This is a genomic window from Solimonas soli DSM 21787, assembly GCF_000474945.1.
GTDB classification, from domain to species: Bacteria; Pseudomonadota; Gammaproteobacteria; order Nevskiales; family Nevskiaceae; genus Solimonas; species Solimonas soli.
In genome coordinates, this window is the sequence record NZ_AXDW01000011.1 from 110,454 (window position 1) to 128,601 (window position 18,148).

Here is an 18,148-nt window from a genome sequence, read left to right on the forward strand (position 1 = left end):
CCACTCACAGGAGCTTAGCCCATGCAGGCAAGCATCCCGTCGATCGTCGGCCAGATGATCGTGTTCTTCTTGTTCGTGTTCATCACGATGAAGTACATCTGGCCGCCCATCACGAAGGCGCTCGAGGAGCGTCGTACCAAGATCGCCGAGGGCCTCGCGGCCGCCGAGAAGGGTGCGCGCTCGCTGCAGGACGCGTCGCTGAAGAGCGAGGAAGCGCTGAAGGAAGCCCGCGTGCAGGCGCAGGACATCCTCGCCGCCGCCAACAAGCAGGCCGCGCAGCTGGTCGAGCAGGCCAAGGGCACGGCGCAGGCGGAAGCCGAACGCATCGTCGCCCGGGCGCACGAGGAAGTGCAGCGTGAAGTCGCCCATGCCCGCGAAGAACTGCGCAAGCAGGTCGGCGAGCTGGCGGTGGCCGGCGCGGCGAAGATCCTCAAGCGCGAGATCGACACCAAGGCGCACGCCGACGTGTTGAACGAGCTCGCGGCGAAGATCTAAGGCGCAAGGTCATGGCGGACTACAGCACGACGGCGCACCCGTACGCGAAGGCGGTTTTCGAACTGGCGCGCGACAGCGGCGGCTACAAGGCCTGGAGCGATGCGCTGCAGGCCATCGCGGCCCTGTTCGGCGATGCCAGGGTCGCGGCGCTGGCGACGAATCCGGCGCTGTCGCGCACGGATCTGGCCGCGGCGCTGGCGCAGGCCCTGTCCGGCAAGGTGCCGAACGAGGCCGTATCGCTGGTCCGCCTGCTGGTCGAGAACGGCCGCCTGCCGGCGATCGCCGCGATCGCCGAGCAGTACGAAGCGCTGCGCGCCGAGGCCGAGCGTCGCGTCGAGGTCGAAATCACCTCGGCGGCGCCGGTCGAGCCGGCACAGCAGGACAAGCTGGCGACGGCGGTGAGGCGGAAGCTGGCGCGCGACGTCGTGATCAGCTGGAAGACCGATCCGGCGCTGATCGGCGGTGCGGTGATCCGCGCCGGCGACCTGGTGATCGATGGTTCGGTGACGGGTGAGCTGGAACGGCTGAAGACCGCCGTAGTGCAGTGAGACGGGCGCGCTAAAGCGCCGACTATTTTCAGGAATCGGTTCCTATGCAACTCAATCCTTCCGAAATCAGCGACCTCATCAAGGCGCGCATCAAGAACTTCGATGCGTCCTCCGAGGCGCGCAACGTGGGGCAGATCGTCTCGCTGCAGGACGGCATCGTCCGCGTGCACGGCCTGTCCGACGCGCTGCAGGGCGAAATGCTCGAGTTCCCGCCCGCGCCGAACGGAACCGCGACCTTCGGCATGGCGCTCAACCTCGAGCGCGATTCCGTCGGCGCCGTCGTCCTCGGTGACTACAAGCACCTGAAGGAAGGCGAGACCGTCAAGACCACCGGCCGCATTCTCGAAGTGCCGGTCGGCGAGGCGCTGCTCGGCCGCGTGGTGGACGCGCTGGGCCGCCCGATCGACGGCAAGGGACCGATCGCCGCGCAGGGCACGAGCCCGATCGAGAAGATCGCGCCGGGCGTCATCGCCCGCAAGTCGGTGAGCCAGCCGGTGCAGACCGGCTACAAGGCCGTCGACGCGATGGTGCCGATCGGCCGCGGCCAGCGCGAGCTGATCATCGGCGACCGCCAGACCGGCAAGACGGCGCTGGCGATCGACGCGATCATCAACCAGAAGACCTCGGGCGTGAAGTGCATCTACGTGGCGATCGGCCAGAAGGCTTCGTCGATCGCCAACGTCGTGCGCAAGCTCGAAGAGAACGGCGCGATGGCGTACACGACGGTCGTCGCCGCCTCGGCCTCGGAATCGGCCGCGCTGCAGTTCATCGCGCCGTACTCGGGCTGCTCGATGGGCGAGTACTTCCGCGACAAGGGCGAAGACGCGCTGATCATCTACGACGACCTCTCCAAGCAGGCCGTCGCCTATCGTCAGGTTTCGCTGCTGCTGCGCCGCCCGCCGGGCCGCGAAGCGTTCCCCGGCGACGTGTTCTATTTGCACTCGCGCCTGCTCGAGCGCGCCGCGCGCGTCAACGAGGCCTACGTCGAGAAGATGACGAATGGCGCGGTCAAGGGCAAGACGGGTTCGCTGACGGCGCTGCCGATCATCGAGACGCAGGCCGGCGACGTGTCGGCCTTCGTGCCGACCAACGTCATCTCGATCACCGACGGCCAGATCTTCCTTGAAACCGACATGTTCAACGCCGGCATCCGTCCGGCCATGAACGCCGGCATCTCGGTGTCGCGCGTCGGCGGCGCGGCGCAGACCAAGGTCATCAAGAAGCTTTCGGGCGGCATCCGTACCAATCTCGCGCAGTACCGCGAGCTGGCGGCCTTCGCGCAGTTCGCCTCCGACCTCGACGCGGCGACGCGCGCGCAGCTCGAGCGCGGCCAGCGCGTCACCGAGCTGATGAAGCAGAAGCAGTACGCGCCGCTGTCGGTCGGCCTGATGGCCGCCTCGCTGTATGCGGTCGAGAAGGGCTTCATCGACAAGGTGCCGGTCAACAAGGTGCTGGTCTGGGAGGAAGGTCTGCATCAGTTCCTCGCCAGCAGCCAGAAGGACCTGCTCGCGAAGCTCGACACCGGCGACTGGAACGACACGCTCGAAGCGGGTCTGAAGTCGGCGCTCGAAACCTACGTCAAGCAGTCGGCGATCTAGAGATGCGAGCAGCGTGGAGGGGCCCCGCGCAGCGGGGATCTGGCGTAGCGAGACAGCGCGAGCGTCGCGACACGCTCGCGCTGCACAGCGAGGCAGGAGTGTAGCGATGGCCGGCGCCAAGGAAATCCGCACCAAGATCAAGAGCGTCAAGAACACGCAGAAGATCACGCGCGCGATGGAAAAAGTCGCCATGTCGAAAATGCGCAAGGCGCAGGATCGCATGGCGGCCGCCCGTCCGTACGCGGAGCGTCTGCGTCGCACGCTCGGTCATCTGGCGCAAGCGAAGCTCGAAGTGAAGCATCCGTTCATGGTCGAGCGCGGGGTCAAGCGCGTCGCGATCCTCGTCGTGTCGACCGACCGTGGCCTGTGCGGCGGTCTCAACATGAACGCCTTCCGCGCCACGGTGCGGACCATCCGCGAGTGGCAGGCCAAGGGCGTCGAGACCGATCTCGTGCTGATCGGCAACAAGGCCATCGCCTTCTTCAAGCGCGTCGGCGGCAAGGTGCTGGCGACCGCCTCGCAGCTCGGCGACCGCCCGCAGCTCGAACAGCTGATGGGCGTGATCAAGGTGCTGTCCGATGCCTACCGCGACGGCCAGGTCGATCGCGTGTACCTGGTTGCCAACCAGTTCGTCAACACGATGACGCAGCGCGCCGACGCGGTGCAGCTGCTGCCGGTGCAGCCGGTGAAGTCGGAAGGCCTGCTCGAGCACTGGGACTACATCTACGAGCCGGACGCGGCCGAGCTGCTCGATACGGTGCTGACGCGCTATGTCGAATCGCAGATCTACCAGGCGGTCATCGAGAACGCGGCGTCCGAGCAGTCGGCGCGCATGGTGGCGATGAAGGCGGCGAGCGACAACGCCGGCAAGATCATCAACTCGCTGCAGCTGCAGTACAACAAGGCGCGCCAGGCCAGCATCACCAAGGAACTGGCGGAAATCGTCGGCGGCGCGGCGGCGGTTTGAAAGACTAAATAACCACAGATTTCACAGATCACACACAGATGAACGAATCCATCTTTGTGGTTCTTAGCAATGTGAAATCTGTGAAATCTGTGAAATCTGTGGTTTAAAGTTTTGAGGAATGGCAGATGAGTAACGGCAAGATTGTTCAGGTCATCGGCGCGGTCATCGACGTGGAGTTCCCGCGCGATGCGATTCCGGCGATTTACGACGCCCTCAAGATCGACGGCACCGAGCTGACGCTCGAAGTGCAGCAGCAGCTCGGCGACGGCGTCGTGCGCACGATCGCGCTCGGTTCGACCGACGGCCTCAAGCGCGGCCTCGAAGTGCGCAACACCGGCAAGGCAATCTCGGTGCCGGTCGGCCCGGCCACGCTCGGCCGCATCATGAACGTGCTCGGCGAGCCGATCGACGAAGTCGGCCCGGTCGACGCCTCCGAGCACTGGGCGATCCACCGCGCGGCGCCGACCTACGAAGACCAGGCCGGTTCGACGGAGCTGCTGGAAACCGGCATCAAGGTCATCGACCTGCTCTGTCCGTTCGCCAAGGGCGGCAAGGTCGGCCTGTTCGGCGGCGCCGGCGTCGGCAAGACCGTCAACATGATGGAGCTCATCAACAACATCGCCAAGGCGCATTCCGGTCTGTCGGTGTTCGCCGGCGTCGGCGAGCGCACGCGCGAGGGCAACGACTTCTATCACGAGATGATGGAGTCGGGCGTGGTCGACGAGAAGAACCTCGGCAACTCCAAGGTGGCCATGGTGTACGGGCAGATGAACGAGCCGCCGGGCAACCGTCTGCGCGTCGCCCTGACCGGCCTGACCATGGCCGAGTACTTCCGCGACGAGGGCCGCGACATCCTGTTCTTCGTCGACAACATCTACCGCTACACGCTGGCCGGCACCGAGGTGTCGGCGCTGCTCGGCCGCATGCCGTCGGCAGTGGGTTACCAGCCGACGCTCGCCGAGGAAATGGGCGTGCTGCAGGAGCGCATCACCTCGACCAAGAAGGGCTCGATCACCTCGATCCAGGCCGTCTACGTGCCGGCCGACGACTTGACCGACCCGTCGCCGGCGACGACCTTCGCGCATCTCGACTCGACCGTCGTGCTGTCGCGTGACATCGCCTCGCTCGGCATCTACCCGGCCGTCGACCCGCTCGATTCGACCTCGCGCCAGCTCGACCCGAACGTGATCGGCGCCGAGCACTACAACACCGCCCGCGACGTGCAGGGCGTGCTGCAGCGCTACAAGGAACTGAAGGACATCATCGCCATCCTCGGCATGGACGAGCTGAGCGAAGAAGACAAGCAGGTCGTGTCGCGCGCGCGCAAGATCCAGCGCTTCCTGTCGCAGCCGTTCCACGTCGCCGAAATCTTCACCGGCTCGCCGGGCAAGTACGTGTCGCTGAAGGAAACCATCCGCGGCTTCCGCGGCATCGTCGACGGCCAGTACGATCACCTGCCGGAGCAGGCGTTCTACATGGTCGGCACGATCGACGAAGCCGTCGAGAAGGCGAACAAGCTCTGATCGGCCGTCAGGCCGGGAGACCGTAAATGCCACAACTTCACGTCGACATCGTTTCCGCCGAAGGCCACATCCACTCGGGCGAGGCGCAGATGGTGTTCGCGCCGGCGGAAATGGGTGAGGTCGGCATCGCGCCGCGTCACGCGCCGCTGCTGACCCGCCTCAAGCCGGGCACGCTGCGCGTGAAGACGCCGGACGGCCAGGAATTGCCGTTCTTCGTCAGCGGCGGCATCCTCGAGGTGCAGCCCTATCTCGTCACCGTGCTCGCCGACGCGGCGTTGCACGGCAAGGACATCGACGAGGCGGCGGCGCTGAAGGCCAAGCAGGAGGCCGAGGAAAAGCTGGCCGGCGCCAAGACCAAGACCGATCTCGCCAAGGCGCAGATGGAACTGGTCGAAGCCGCTGCCCGCCTCGAGTTCGTGCGCAAGCTCAACGCGCCGCATCATCACTGAAGCGGAATGCGGGTGGTTTGCGAAAGGGCGCCGCACGGCGCCCTTTTTCGTTGCGGCCCGGTTCGCCGTCGCCGCGCCGCACTATGATCGGCGCATCGCTGGGGCGGGGGCGCGAGATGACGACATCAGATCAGGACAGCTGCCGCAATTGCGGAACGCCGCTCGGCGACCGTTACTGTCCGCACTGCGGGCAGCCGGCGCGCATCGCCATTCCGAGCGCCCGCCAGTTCCTCCGCGACTTCGCCGACAAGTCGCTGGCGCTGCAGGCACGGCTGCCGCTGACCCTGCGGGCCCTGCTGAGCCCCGGGCAGCTCACCGTCGACTACCTCGACGGCCGCCGCGAGCGCTATCTGAAGCCGCTCAATCTCTACGTCGCCGTGAGCGTGCTGTTCTTTCTGCTGCTCAGCGCGGTGCCCGGCATCGACGTGCGCATCGGCTGGACCCTGGAGATCGAGACGAAAGCCGAAGCGCGCTCGACGATCGCCGCCGACAGCGGCATCGCGGCGCTCGACGGTCGCGTCGCAGCCTTCGCGCGCCTGCCGCCGCAGCGACAGCAGCGCGTGCTGCGCGACGGCATGATCCGCAACGCGCCGCGCGTGCTGTTCGTGCTCGTGCCGCTGTTCGCCTTGCTGCTCCATCTGCTGGTGCGCGGGCGCTACTACGGCGAGCATCTGCTGTTCGCGCTGCACTTCCATGGCTTCGCCTTCCTCGCCCTGCTGCCGGGTCTCGTGCCGTGGCCGCAGCCGGCGCACGACGTCATCAACGACCTGATCAACGTCGTGATCGTCGGCTACCTGTTCTTCGCCCTGCGCCGCGTCTACGGCGGCGGGCTCGTGCCGACCGCCGCGCGGACGGCGATCATCGTCGCTGTCTACGTCGCCGCGCTGACGGGCGCGACGCTGCTGGGCGTGATCGCCGCCCTGCGTTCCGCCTAGGGCCGGGTCGCTCTACACTTTCGATATGAAAGCGAAATCCGCACCGTTGCACGCCATCATTCTCGCCGCGGGCCAGGGCACGCGCATGAAGAGCGCCAAGCCGAAGGTCCTGCACGAGCTCGGCGGCAAGGCCATGCTCGGCCACGTCGTCGACCGCGCGCGCGAACTCGGCGCGGCCGGCATTCACGTCGTCGTCGGCCACGGCGCCGCGCAGGTGCGTGACTGGGCGGCCGCGCATTACGGCGAGGGCGCGCTGCGCTGGGCCGAGCAGCGCGAGCAGAAAGGCACCGCGCACGCCGTGCAGCAGGCCATGCCGCAGATTCCGGACGGCGCGCAGGTGCTCGTGCTGTACGGCGACGTGCCGCTGGTTTCCGTCGCCACGCTGCGCGAGCTGGTCACGGCCGGCGCGAGGACGCTGGCGGTGGCGACCGTCGAACTCGCCGATCCGTTCGGCTACGGCCGCATCCTGCGCGATCGCGGCCGGCGCGTGACCGGCATCGTCGAAGAGAAGGACGCGACGCCGCGCCAGCGGGCGATCCGCGAGATCAACACCGGGCTGCTCGCCGTGCCGGCGAAAAGGCTGCGCGGCTGGCTGGCGAAAGTGAAGAACGGCAACGCCAAGGGCGAGTACTACCTGACCGACATCGTGGCCATGGCGGCGAAGGGCGGCCTGAAGGTGGCGACCGTGGCCGCGCATGCCGCCGAGGTCGAGGGCGCCAATGACCGCGCCCAGCTCGCGCGCCTAGAGCGCGTGCTGCAGCAGCGCCAGGCCGCGGCGCTGCTGCAGGCCGGCGTCGCGCTGCTCGACCCGGCGCGCTTCGACCTGCGCGGCGCGCTGCGCTGCGGACGCGACGTGACGATCGACGTCGGCTGCGTGTTCGAAGGCGAGGTGACGCTTGGCGACGACGTGAAGATCGGCCCGCACTGTGTGCTGCGCAACGTCACGCTCGGCGCCGGCAGCGTCGTGCACGCGCATTCGGTGCTCGACGGCTGCACCGCCGAGCACGACTGCGTGATCGGCCCGTTCGCGCGCGTGCGGCCGACGACGCGGCTCGCCGCCGGCAGTCACGTCGGCAACTTCGTCGAAGTGAAGAATGCCGCGCTCGGTGCCGGTACCAAGGCCAATCATCTCGCTTACGTCGGCGATGCCCGCGTCGGTGCGCGCACCAACATCGGCGCCGGCGTCATCACCTGCAACTACGACGGCGCCAGCAAGCACGTCACCACGATCGGCGACGACGTCTTCGTCGGCTCGGACACCCAGCTGGTGGCGCCGGTCACGGTGCACGACGGCGCGACGATCGGCGCCGGTTCGACGATCACGCGCGACGTGCCGGCCGGCGGCCTGACGATCGCGCGGGCGCGCGAGCAGAAAACCCTGGCCGGCTGGCAGCGGCCGAAGAAGCAGCCGAAGTAGGCGCCGACGGCGGCGCGCCGCCTCACTCGTCGCGCGGTTCCTGCAAGGCGTCGCGCGCCGGCGCGGCGTCGATCGGCGCGGCGGGCTTGCTGCCGATGCCCTTGCGCAGCTCGCGGCCGACCGCCTTGTTGAGCCCGCTCAGGGCGGCGTAGATGCCCTCGCTGATCGCGTCGTGCACCTGCCGCACCACCCGCGTCGGCACCGCGGTCGGCGGAATGGCTTCGAGGATCGAGAACGGGATGTCGGCGATGCCCATGTGCACGGCCTTGACCATCGACACGCCGGTGTCGGCGGCGTGCTCGACCAGTTCCTGTCCGTCGCGCCAGTCGACCAGGGCGGTGAGCCGCGCCTCCTGCTCGCGACCGCGCGCCTCGGCGGCGGTGATCGCCAGTTCGAGCGCGGCGAGCTGGCGCCCGACGCGCCAGGCGAGCGCCGCGCCTGCGCCGGCGGTGCCGAGCAAGGCGAGCAGCGCCAGTTCAATCCACATGGCAGATGCGCACGCGCGCCTCGACGCCGTGCTTGGCGATTTCCGTGCGCAGGATGCTGCTGGTCTGCTGGTAGACGATGCGTTCGATCACGCGCGGGGCGAGCCGCGCGCCGATGGCGGCGACCGCGACGCGCTGGGTGGCGAGTTCGAAGGGATTGAGAATCTCGACCGTGATCAGCGGCCGCGCGCTGCCGTCCGGCGGCAAGGCCGCGGCGAGGCTGGCGCGCGCGTGCAGCGCGCGCACACGCCGCTGCATGCGCAGCAGCAGGACGAGCGTGGCCAGCCACGCGAGCCCGGTCGCGGCGATCAGCATCCACAGCAGCATGCGACGTCTCCCGGTGCGGCCGCGACGCGACGGCCGGCGCTCATACGATAAGCGCCGGAAGCCGCGCACTCCAGCCGCCCGCCCCCGCGTTGCGCGATCAGTATGCGCCGGCGGCTTGCGGCGGCTGCGGCGGCCGGCGCATCGCCGACCACAGACCGAGCGCGACGGCGGTCGCATGGCCGGCGGCGAGGCCGATCGCCGCGCCGAAGGCATCGAACCACGGCACCAGCGCCAGCGTCGCCACCACGGCGACGAGCGCGGCGGCACTGAGGATGTGGCGGGCGTCGCCGGCGTTCCAGTTGGCGGCGTGGAAGCGGACCAGCGGGCGGCCGATCGTCGCCAGCGTCTCGGAGACGATCAGCGCGATGTAGACCGCGATGGCGTCGCGGTACGCCGGTCCGTACTGATCCAGCGTCCAGGCGGAACTCGCGATCAGCGCCGCGGCCATGATGCCCGCCACCAGCGTGAGGCCGCTCATGGCCAGCCACAGCTCGGCGCGCCGCAGCTCGCCGCTGTACTGCTGGCGCTGGCGCAGCAGGCGCGGCGCGACGATCAGCGCGATGACCGGAATCAGGTAGAGGATGATCTGCGCGGTGCGCGTGCTGATCGCGAACAGTGCCATCTGCGTGGCCGGCGCCAGCACGACGAGCAGGCACAGCGGGCCCCACAGCATCGTCGCGTTGGAGAAGCCGACGCTGGCGCCGCTGTTGATCTCGTTGTCGATCGTCGTCCATGCCGCGCGCTGTGCCTCGTCCTGCGGCGCCGGTGCGCTCGGCGCGCCGAACACCAGCCGCGCGAAGCGGTGCGCGACCAGCGCGCCGAGCAGGCTGCCGCCGAAGAAGATCCACGAGAACAGCGCCAGCGGCGGATTCGGCGGCGCCAGCGCCACGGCGATGAGGATGGCGGCGTTCATCGCGTAGGCGCTGCAGATGAGGCTCATCAGATAGCGGTTCGCCGCGCGCAGGGCGCCGCCGATCATCTGCGCGTAGCCCGCCAGCGGCAACGCCAGCACGAAGGGAATGAAGGTCTGCAGATAGGGATGCAGATTCTGCGACATCACGTCGAGGTCGGCGGCGACGACCAGCAGCAGCGCGCAGATCAGGCAGCAGCGCTTCATGAAGCGGACGCTCAGCGTGCGCAGCATGTCGGCATTGGCGATGCCGGTCCGTTCACCGAGATTGGCGACGATGTAGCGGCCCATGTAGACGTCGAACTTGGCGCGCATGAACGCGGCGCCGGCGAGAGTGACGACGAAGCCCTCGAAGAACAGGCCGGTGTCGAACCGCGACAGGGTGCGGGCGATGGCCAGGGTGGCGGCGATCTGCAGGGCCACGCCGATCGCGCGGAACACCGTGTCGGCGGTCTTGTGCTGCGTGTCGGCGCCCAATGCGCCGGTGACGGCCTGCGTCCTCGTCGCGTTCATCGCATCTCCTCCATGCATGGATCCGGGCAAGGGCGGATCTGCCGTCCGCCTCGCGGTCGATGCCGCTTTTTTGCCTGTCGGCACTTTGACACGAACGCCGAGGCGCTGGATAGCGCTCACTAAGCACGTCCGGCGCGGCGATACGGCCAGTCCCGGTAGAATCGCCGTTCATATCCCGCTTCCCGGACCCGTACATGTGCGGAATCGTCGGCGCCATCGCGGCGCGTGATGTCAGCTCCATCCTGATCGAAGGCCTGCGCCGCCTCGAATACCGCGGCTACGACTCGACCGGCGTGGCGATCGTCGACGTGCAGGGCAGGCTGCAGCTGCAGCGCGCGGTCGGCAAGGTCGTGCGCCTGCAGGACAAGCTGCGCGCCTCGCCCGCGCACGGCCCGCTCGGCATCGCCCATTCGCGCTGGGCCACGCACGGCGGCGTCACCGAGGCCAATGCGCATCCGCACGTCTCCGGCGGGCGCATCGCGCTGATCCACAATGGCATCATCGAGAACTACGTCGAACTCAAGAGCGAGCTGAGCGGCAAGGGCTATGTGTTCGTTTCGGAGACCGACACCGAAGTCATCGCCCATCTCATCCACGACCAGGTGCGCCAGGGCCTCGACCTGACCGCGGCCGTGCGGCAGGCCGTGCGCCGCCTCAAGGGCGCCTACGCCATCGTCGTCTTCGACGCCCTGCATCCGGACCGCATCTGCGTGGCGCGCATCGCCAGCCCGCTGGTGATCGGCCTCGGCACCCACGGTGAGAACTTCGTCGCGTCCGACGTGCAGGCCCTGCTGCCGGCGACGCGGCGCTTCCAGTTTCTCGAGGAAGGCGACGTCGCCGACATCCGCCGCGACGGCGTGACGATCTACGATGGCGCCGGCCGCGTCGTCGAACGCGCCGTGCACGAGTCGACGCTGTCGGCCGATGCCGTCGAGCGCGGCGAGTATGCGCACTACATGCTCAAGGAAATCTACGAGCAGCCGCGCGCGCTCGCCGACACGCTGTCGGAACGCCTCCTCGGCGATCACGTGCTGGAAGCCGCGCTCGGCCCGCGTGCCGCGCAGATCCTGCCGCAGGTGCAGAGCGTGCACATCGTCGCCTGCGGCACCAGCTACCACGCCGGCCTCGTCGCACGCTATTACCTCGAACAGGGCGCGCGCATCCCGTGCACGGTCGAGGTCGCCAGCGAATATCGCTACCGCGATCCGGTGGTCATGGCCGGCACGCTGTTCCTCGCCATCTCGCAGTCCGGCGAAACCGCCGACACGCTCGCCGCCCTGCGCGAGGCCAAGAAGCTCGGCTACATCGCCACCTGCGCCATCTGCAACGTGCCGGAATCCTCGCTGGTGCGCGAAGCCGATCTGGTGCTGATGACGCGCGCCGGCCCGGAAGTCGGCGTCGCTTCGACCAAGGCCTTCACCACGCAGCTCGCCGCGCTCGGCATGCTCGGCCTCGCCATCGCCCAGCGCAAAGGCTTCGACCGGCGCACCATCGCGCTCTATGCGCGGCAGATGGCGCAGGTGCCGGAACTGGTCGAGCACACGCTCAAGCTCGACGTGCAGATCAAGGCCTGGGCGCAGCAGTTCGCCGACAAGCATCACGCGCTTTTCCTCGGCCGCGGCCCCAGCTATCCGGTGGCCATGGAAGGCGCGCTCAAGCTCAAGGAGATCTCGTACATCCACGCCGAGGCCTACGCCGCCGGCGAGCTCAAGCACGGCCCGCTGGCGCTCGTCGATGCCGACATGCCGGTCGTCGCCGTCGCGCCCAACAATGCGCTGCTCGAGAAGCTCAAGTCCAACCTGCAGGAAGTCCGCGCCCGCGGCGGCCGCCTGTTCGTCTTCGCCGACCCGGACAGCGGCATCGAGCCCGCCGACGGCGTCGAAGTGATGACCATGCCCGATCACATCGAAGCCCTGCAGGCGCCGCTCGTCTACACCGTGCCGCTGCAATTGCTCGCCTATCATGTCGCGGTGCTGCGCGGCACCGATGTCGATCAGCCGAGAAACCTCGCGAAGTCGGTGACCGTCGAGTAGCGCGGCCTTGCGAATCTTCGACAAGGCTCCTGCCTCCGGCGATGACGCGCCGATGACGGTCCGGGCCCGTGCGTCGGGGTGCGAAGCCAGAGGAGAAACCGGCTGATGAACCTCAACACGACCGCCACGCCGCCGGCGCCGGGCGGCGATGCCTCGTCGAACCGCGATCTGCGCATCTTCGTTTTCGCGCTGTTCTTCATCTTCGGCGGCATCACCAGCCTCAACGACGTGCTGATCCCGAAGCTCAAGAGTTTCTTCGCGCTGAGCTATGCGGAAGTGATGCTCGTGCAGTCGGCCTTCTTCCTGGCTTACTTTCTGGTTTCGGCACCGGCCGGCCGCCTGGTGCAGCGCGTCGGCTACATGCGCAGCGCGGTGATCGGCCTGTTGACCATGGCCGCCGGTTGCCTGCTGTTCATCCCGGCCTCGTTCGCCGGCGTGTTCGCGACCTTCCTGCTGGCGCTGTTCGTGCTCGCGTCCGGCATCACCATCGTGCAGGTGGTCGCCAATCCGCTGATCAGCCTGCTCGGCGATCCGCGCACCGCGCATAGCCGGCTGACCTTCGCGCAAGCCTTCAACTCGCTCGGCACGACGGTATTTCCGTATGTCGGCGCGCTGCTGATTCTCGGCTCGCTCGCGCAAGTGGACGTGTCGACGCTGAGCGGCGAGGCGCTGGCGGCGTTTCGCCGCCAGGAAATCCATGTCGTCGATCGCACCTACTTCGGACTCGCGCTCGCGCTGCTGATCATCGCGGCGCTGGTCTGGCGCGGCCGTCATCGTCTGGTCGAGCGTCGCGGCGCGAGCGTCTCGTTGCGGCAGTCGCTCGATCTGTTCCGACGCCCCCGCTTCGCCTTCGGCACGCTCGGCATCTTTCTCTATGTCGGGGCCGAAGTGGCGATCGGCAGCGTGATGGTCAGCTATCTGATGCGGGAGGACACGCTGGCACTCGCTTCGCAGGCGGCCGGCGAGCGCGTGGCCTTCTACTGGGGCGGCGCCATGGTCGGACGTTTCATCGGCGCCGCACTGCTGCGCCGCTTCGCGCCCGGCGCCGTGCTCGCGCTCGCCGCCGGCGGCGCGATCAGCCTGCTGCTGCTGTCCGGCCTCAGCACGGGCACGCTTTCCGGCCTGGCGCTGATCGCTGTCGGCCTGTGCAACTCGATCATGTTCCCGACCATCTTCGCGCTCGCCTCGGAGGGCCTCGGCGAGCGCGCCGCCGAGGGCTCGGGCCTGATCTGCATGGCGATCGTCGGCGGCGCGATCGTGCCGCTGCTGACCGGCGCGGTGGCCGACGCCGCCTCGCTGCGTCTCGCGCTCGGGGTACCGGCGATCTGCTACCTCGGCATCGCGGCGTTCGGCCGCTATTGCCGGCGGCACCCGGTCGCGGTCTAGCTGACGTCGCCCGGCGCCAGCGTCGTGCGCGCGGCGGCGCGGCGCTGGTTCTTGGCGAACAGGCCGATCATCGCTTCGTTGAAGGCCGGAATGTCGTCCGGCTTGCGGCTGGTGACGAGCTGATCGTCGATCACCACGGTCTCGTCGACCCACTCGCCGCCGGCGTTGCGCACGTCCGTCTTCAGCGACGGCCACGAGGTGAGCTTGTGGCCGGCGACGACCTGCGCCTCGACCAGCAGCCAGGGCGCGTGGCAGATTGCCGCGACCGGCTTGCCGGCCGCGAAGAAGCTCTTCACGAAATTGATGGCGCGCGGCTCGGTGCGCAGCGTGTCCGCATTGAGCGTGCCGCCCGGCAGCACGAGGCCGTCGTAGCGGCCTTCGTTGGCGGCGTTGAGGTCGAGATCGACGTCGATCTCGTCGCCCCAGTCCTTGCTGCGCCAGCCGCGGATGCGGCCTTTCCGGAGCGACACGATTTCGATCGTCGCGCCGGCTTCCTGCAGGGCGCGTTTCGGCTCCATCAGCTCGGACTGCTCGAAGCCGTGGGTGGCGAGGATCGCGAAGGTCTTGCCCCTCAGGCCGCCGCTCTTTTCAAGCGCGCGCTTCGCCGACGCTTTCGCGCCGACCTTGGCTTTTGCCTTCTCGGTCGCCGCGGCATCGCGCCGCCGGCGTTCCTCGTCGCCGCCGCCCCAGGCCGGCGCGTCGCTGGCCGGAAAGGTGTTCTCGAGCGCGCGATCGACTTCGCGGTCGCTCTTCGCGGGTTTGGTCGCCATCGCTTCCTCCTTGATGCGTGCATGCGGCAGAAGAGGGGAAGGCGCCCTGCCTTGCGCGCCTTCCCCGGGTGCGCATCGGCTATGAACCGCCTTGGACCCCGCTACGCCGGATCCCTCGATGCAGCACCTGAGTTTTAGGCTCCGGCGCCACGCGAAAGTTCAGCGCCGGCGCGGCGCTGCGGCCAGCGCTGAACGCGGGCTGTCTGGATAAAATCCGGTGATGACCGCGCTCGTGCTGCTCATCGTCTGCCTGCTGCTCGGCGCCGCCGTCGCGCGCTACGCGCGCCCGCCGATCGGTCTGGCGCCCGGCCTCAACTGGTGGCTGATCAACGTGGCGCTGCCGGCGATGGTGCTCGAACTGATTCCGCGCCTGCACTTCGATCTGCACATGCTGTATCTCGTGCTGTCGCAGTGGCTGGTGTTCGGCCTCGCCTGGCTGCTGTTCGCGACGCTCGGCCGTCGCTTCGGCTGGTCGCGCGCGCGCATCGGCGGGCTGACGCTGGTCGCCGGGCTCGGCAACACCTCGTTCATCGGCTATCCCTTGCTGGAAGCGCTGCGTGGCCGCGAAGGCCTCGCGCTCGGCGTCGTCGCCGACCAGGCCGGCTGCTTCATCGCCCTCGCGGTCGGCGGCATTCTGGTCGCCTCGCTGTATTCCGGGCAGACGCCGAAGCCCGTGCAGATCGTGCGTCGCGTCGCCTTCTTCCCGGCCTTCGTCGCGCTCGTCACCGGCATCGTCGTCGGCGCGTTCGGTGGCTGGCCGGAGATCGTCGATGCCGTCCTGACGCGCATCGCACAGACGCTGACGCCGCTCGCCCTGTTCGTCGTCGGCCTGCGCTTCCGCCTGCATCTCGGCCGCGACCGGCTCGGTGCGGTCGGCATCGGCCTGCTCTACAAGCTCGCGCTGATTCCGGCGCTCGTGCTCGGCCTCGGCCTGCTGTGCGGCGTCCACGGCCTGCCGCTGACCATCGCCGTGCTGCAGGCGGCGATGGCGCCGATGGTGTCGGCGACCATCCTCGCCGACCAGCACAATCTCGACCCGCCGGTCGCCAATACCTTGCTCGGTGCCGGCACGCTGCTGGCGTTCGTCACCGTGCCGCTGTGGAACTGGGCGCTCGGCTGAAATCATCAAGCCGGATGCCTTCCGCCTGCGGGCCGGCGAGGACGCGCTGAGCGTCTACCCGTTCGGCGCGAACCGCAGCACGCATCGCCCGTTCTGCCGGCACTGCGGCGTGCAGCCGTTCGGGCGCGGCCACATCGAGCAGATCGGCGATTACGTCTCGGTACAGCGTGGTGGAAGAGCCGGCCGAGACGCGGCATCCCTGAGGCGCGTCGCGCTCAGGCGAGCGTCGCGAACAGGTCGTAGTCGTCGGCGTCGACGACCTTGACCTTGATGCGCTGGCCGGGCATCGCCTTGAGCTTGCCGCCCGTGCCGAGGCCCTTGATGTAGACCTTGCCGTCGATCTCCGGCGCATCGGCCCAGGAGCGGCCGACGCTCGCCGCGTCGTCGTGGATTTCGTCGACCAGCACTTCGATGGTCTGGCCGATCTTCTGCTGCAGCCTGGCCGCGCTGATCGCCTGCTGTTTTTCCATGAAGCGGTGATAGCGTTCTTCCTTGACCGCGTCCGGCACCGGGCCGGGCAGGGCGTTGGCGGTCGCGCCGTCGACCGGCGAGTAGCGGAAGCAGCCGACGCGATCGAGTTGCGCTTCGTCGAGCCAGTCGAGCAAGAGCTCGAAGTCCTGCTCGGTTTCGCCGGGAAAGCCGACGATGAAGGTGCTGCGGATGGTCAGGTCCGGGCAGATCCTGCGCCAGGCGCGGATGCGTTCCAGCGTGTCCTCGGCGGCGGCCGGGCGCTTCATCGCCTTCAGCACTTTCGGCGAAGCGTGCTGGAACGGCACGTCGAGATACGGCAGCACCCTGCGTTCGGCCATCAGCGGCATGATGTGGTCGACGTGCGGATACGGATAGACGTAGTGCAGGCGCACCCAGGCGCCCAGCTCGGACAGGCCCTTGCAGAGGCCGAGCATGCGCGTTTCGTAGGCCTTGTCGCGCCACTGGCCGCTGGCGTACTTGAGGTCCGCACCGTAGGCCGAGGTGTCCTGCGAGATCACCAGCAGTTCCTGCACGCCGGACTTCACCAGCTTCTCGGCTTCGAGCAGCACCTCGCCGACCGGCCGCGACGCGAGCCTGCCGCGCATCGAGGGGATGATGCAGAAGCTGCACTTGTGATTGCAGCCTTCGGAAATCTTCAGATACGCGTAGTGCTTCGGCGTCAGCTTGATGCCCTGCGGCGGCAAGAGATCGAAGAACGGATCGTGCGCCGGCGGCACCGCGGCGTGCACCGCGTTCATCACCGAGACGTAGTCCTGCGGGCCGCTGATCGACAGCAGGTCGGGAAACTTGTCGCGGACGATCTGGCTCTTCGGGCCGGCGCCCAGGCAGCCGGTGACGACGACCTTGCCGTTTTCCGCCAGCGCCTCGCCGATCGCGTCCAGCGATTCGGCCACCGCGTCGTCGATGAAGCCGCAGGTGTTGACGACGACCACGTCGGCGGCGTCGTAGGTCGGCGTTGTTTCGTAGCCCTCGGCGCGCAGCTGCGTGAGGATGCGTTCGGAATCGACCAGCGCTTTCGGACAGCCGAGCGAGACGAAGCCGACTTTCGGCGCGGTGGGTTTGCTGGCGGCGCCTTTGCGGCGGCTGGCGGAAGCGGGACGGGCCATGACTGCGGAATGCGAGGACAGCGAAGGGCGCGCATTCTAGCCGGTTGGCGATTTTTCAGCCGGCCGCCGCGCCTCCGTCGGTCGACGCGCGCGCGGCGCAGGGGCCGGAATCAGGCAGCTTGTTTCGCCGCGGCGAGCATCGGGAAGCCAAGCTTTTCACGGGCGGCGTAATACGCCTCGGCGCAGGCGCGCGCCAGGGTGCGCACGCGCAGGATGTAGGCCTGGCGCTCGGTCACCGAGATCGCGCCGCGCGCATCGAGCAGGTTGAAGGCGTGCGAGCAGGCGACCATGCGCTCGTAGGCCGGCAGCGGCAGCGGCGTCTCCAGCGCGAGCAGCTTCTGGCACTCCGCCTCGGAGGTGTTGAAGCGCTCGAACAGCGCCGCGGTGTCGGCGTACTCGAAGTTGTAGGTGCTCTGCTCGACTTCGTTCTGGTGGTAGACGTCGCCGTAGGTGACGACGCGCCCGCTCAGCGGATCGCGCGCCCACACCAGGTCGTAGACCGACTCGACTTTCTGGATGTACATCGCCAGGCGTTCGAGGCCGTAGGTGATCTCGCCGGCGACCGGCCGGCACTCGAGACCGCCGACTTGCTGGAAGTAGGTGAACTGGGTGACCTCCATGCCGTTCAGCCAGACTTCCCAGCCCAGGCCCCAGGCGCCGAGCGTCGGCGACTCCCAGTTGTCCTCGACGAAGCGGATGTCGTGCGTGAGCGGATCGAAGCCGAGCAGCTTCAGCGAGTCCAGGTACAGCTGCTGGATGTCGGCCGGGCTCGGCTTCATCAGCACCTGGAACTGGTAGTAGTGCTGCAGGCGGTTCGGGTTCTCGCCGTAGCGGCCGTCGGTCGGCCGCCGCGAGGGCTGCACGTAGGCGGTGTTCCAGGGCTCCGGGCCGACGGCGCGCAGGAAGGTCGACCAGTGGAAGGTGCCGGCGCCCATTTCCATGTCCATCGGCTGCACGATCACGCAGCCTTGCGCGGCCCAGAATTTCTGCAGCGTGAGAATCAGGTCCTGGAACGTCATGGCGGCGAAGGCGGAGCGGAACGAAAGGCGGCGAGTATATCAAGCGCCCCTGCGC

General features: G+C 68.3%; 17 protein-coding genes and 1 pseudogene. 12 read left to right on the top strand and 6 right to left on the bottom strand.

The genetic code is table 11. From position 1 onward, the window contains the following. Positions 1-21: 21 nt before the first annotated feature. From K344_RS0107540 to glmU, 8 genes are all read left to right on the top strand, one after another. Positions 22-495, top strand: coding sequence for a F0F1 ATP synthase subunit B (locus K344_RS0107540; RefSeq protein WP_028080153.1), 474 nt, complete (start codon positions 22-24; stop codon positions 493-495). A gap of 11 nt (positions 496-506) precedes the next feature. After that, positions 507-1,043: a F0F1 ATP synthase subunit delta gene (locus tag K344_RS0107545; RefSeq protein WP_028080154.1), complete on the top strand. Its 537-nt coding sequence runs from the start codon at positions 507-509 to the stop codon at positions 1,041-1,043. Between the two features lie 44 nt (positions 1,044-1,087). Continuing rightward, on the top strand, positions 1,088-2,641 hold the full coding sequence (gene atpA / locus K344_RS0107550; protein WP_028080155.1) for a F0F1 ATP synthase subunit alpha: 1,554 nt from the start codon (positions 1,088-1,090) through the stop codon (positions 2,639-2,641). Between the two features lie 106 nt (positions 2,642-2,747). Then, on the top strand, positions 2,748-3,608 hold the full coding sequence (atpG, locus tag K344_RS0107555; RefSeq protein WP_028080156.1) for a F0F1 ATP synthase subunit gamma: 861 nt from the start codon (positions 2,748-2,750) through the stop codon (positions 3,606-3,608). Positions 3,609-3,733: 125 nt separating this feature from the next. Beyond that, complete coding sequence (atpD, locus tag K344_RS0107560; protein WP_028080157.1) at positions 3,734-5,131, top strand: F0F1 ATP synthase subunit beta; 1,398 nt, start codon at positions 3,734-3,736, stop codon at positions 5,129-5,131. Between the two features lie 26 nt (positions 5,132-5,157). Further along, complete coding sequence (locus K344_RS0107565) at positions 5,158-5,580, top strand: F0F1 ATP synthase subunit epsilon (protein WP_028080158.1); 423 nt, start codon at positions 5,158-5,160, stop codon at positions 5,578-5,580. A gap of 116 nt (positions 5,581-5,696) precedes the next feature. After that, positions 5,697-6,515, top strand: a complete 819-nt coding sequence (locus K344_RS0107570) for a DUF3667 domain-containing protein (protein WP_028080159.1) — start codon at positions 5,697-5,699, stop codon at positions 6,513-6,515. 46 nt (positions 6,516-6,561) lie between these two features. Then, a complete protein-coding gene (gene glmU / locus K344_RS0107575; protein ID WP_028080160.1) occupies positions 6,562-7,932 on the top strand; it encodes a bifunctional UDP-N-acetylglucosamine diphosphorylase/glucosamine-1-phosphate N-acetyltransferase GlmU in 1,371 nt (456 codons plus the stop codon). 22 nt (positions 7,933-7,954) lie between these two features. Here the strand turns inward: glmU and K344_RS20715 are convergent, their stop codons facing one another. The 3 genes from K344_RS20715 to K344_RS0107590 all read right to left on the bottom strand — a co-directional run bounded on the left by K344_RS20715 (position 7,955) and on the right by K344_RS0107590 (position 10,167). Then, on the bottom strand, positions 7,955-8,419 hold the full coding sequence (locus K344_RS20715; protein WP_043114033.1) for a hypothetical protein: 465 nt from the start codon (positions 8,417-8,419) through the stop codon (positions 7,955-7,957). Beyond that, positions 8,409-8,744, bottom strand: a complete 336-nt coding sequence (locus K344_RS0107585; RefSeq protein WP_028080161.1) for a hypothetical protein — start codon at positions 8,742-8,744, stop codon at positions 8,409-8,411. The genes K344_RS20715 and K344_RS0107585 overlap by 11 nt, the downstream gene beginning before the upstream one ends. 97 nt (positions 8,745-8,841) lie before the next feature. Beyond that, positions 8,842-10,167, bottom strand: a complete 1,326-nt coding sequence (locus K344_RS0107590; RefSeq protein ID WP_028080162.1) for a lipopolysaccharide biosynthesis protein — start codon at positions 10,165-10,167, stop codon at positions 8,842-8,844. Positions 10,168-10,361: 194 nt separating this feature from the next. Here K344_RS0107590 and glmS point away from each other — a divergent pair, with 194 nt between their 5' ends. Together glmS and K344_RS0107600 are read left to right on the top strand one after the other, a co-directional pair. Next, positions 10,362-12,200: a glutamine--fructose-6-phosphate transaminase (isomerizing) gene (gene glmS, locus K344_RS0107595; protein WP_028080163.1), complete on the top strand. Its 1,839-nt coding sequence runs from the start codon at positions 10,362-10,364 to the stop codon at positions 12,198-12,200. A gap of 105 nt (positions 12,201-12,305) precedes the next feature. Next, positions 12,306-13,586: a sugar MFS transporter gene (locus K344_RS0107600; RefSeq protein WP_028080164.1), complete on the top strand. Its 1,281-nt coding sequence runs from the start codon at positions 12,306-12,308 to the stop codon at positions 13,584-13,586. Here the strand turns inward: K344_RS0107600 and K344_RS0107605 are convergent. Continuing rightward, on the bottom strand, positions 13,583-14,161 hold the full coding sequence (locus K344_RS0107605; protein WP_028080165.1) for a type 1 glutamine amidotransferase domain-containing protein: 579 nt from the start codon (positions 14,159-14,161) through the stop codon (positions 13,583-13,585). The two genes, K344_RS0107600 and K344_RS0107605, sit on opposite strands and share 4 nt — an antisense overlap. 415 nt (positions 14,162-14,576) lie before the next feature. Here K344_RS0107605 and K344_RS0107610 point away from each other — a divergent pair, with 415 nt between their 5' ends. Together K344_RS0107610 and K344_RS24970 are read left to right on the top strand one after the other, a co-directional pair. Next, the gene (locus tag K344_RS0107610; protein ID WP_028080166.1) at positions 14,577-15,476 is read left to right on the top strand and encodes an AEC family transporter; all 900 of its coding nucleotides are present in this window, start codon (positions 14,577-14,579) and stop codon (positions 15,474-15,476) included. Position 15,477: 1 nt separating this feature from the next. Beyond that, a pseudogene (locus K344_RS24970) lies at positions 15,478-15,642 on the top strand (GFA family protein); the annotation flags it as partial. Positions 15,643-15,691: 49 nt separating this feature from the next. Here the strand turns inward: K344_RS24970 and rimO are convergent. Together rimO and glyQ are read right to left on the bottom strand one after the other, a co-directional pair. After that, positions 15,692-17,074, bottom strand: coding sequence for a 30S ribosomal protein S12 methylthiotransferase RimO (gene rimO, locus K344_RS20720; protein WP_043114035.1), 1,383 nt, complete (start codon positions 17,072-17,074; stop codon positions 15,692-15,694). 110 nt (positions 17,075-17,184) lie between these two features. Then, positions 17,185-18,093, bottom strand: coding sequence for a glycine--tRNA ligase subunit alpha (glyQ, locus tag K344_RS0107620; protein ID WP_028080167.1), 909 nt, complete (start codon positions 18,091-18,093; stop codon positions 17,185-17,187). Between the last annotated feature and the right edge of the window lie 55 nt (positions 18,094-18,148).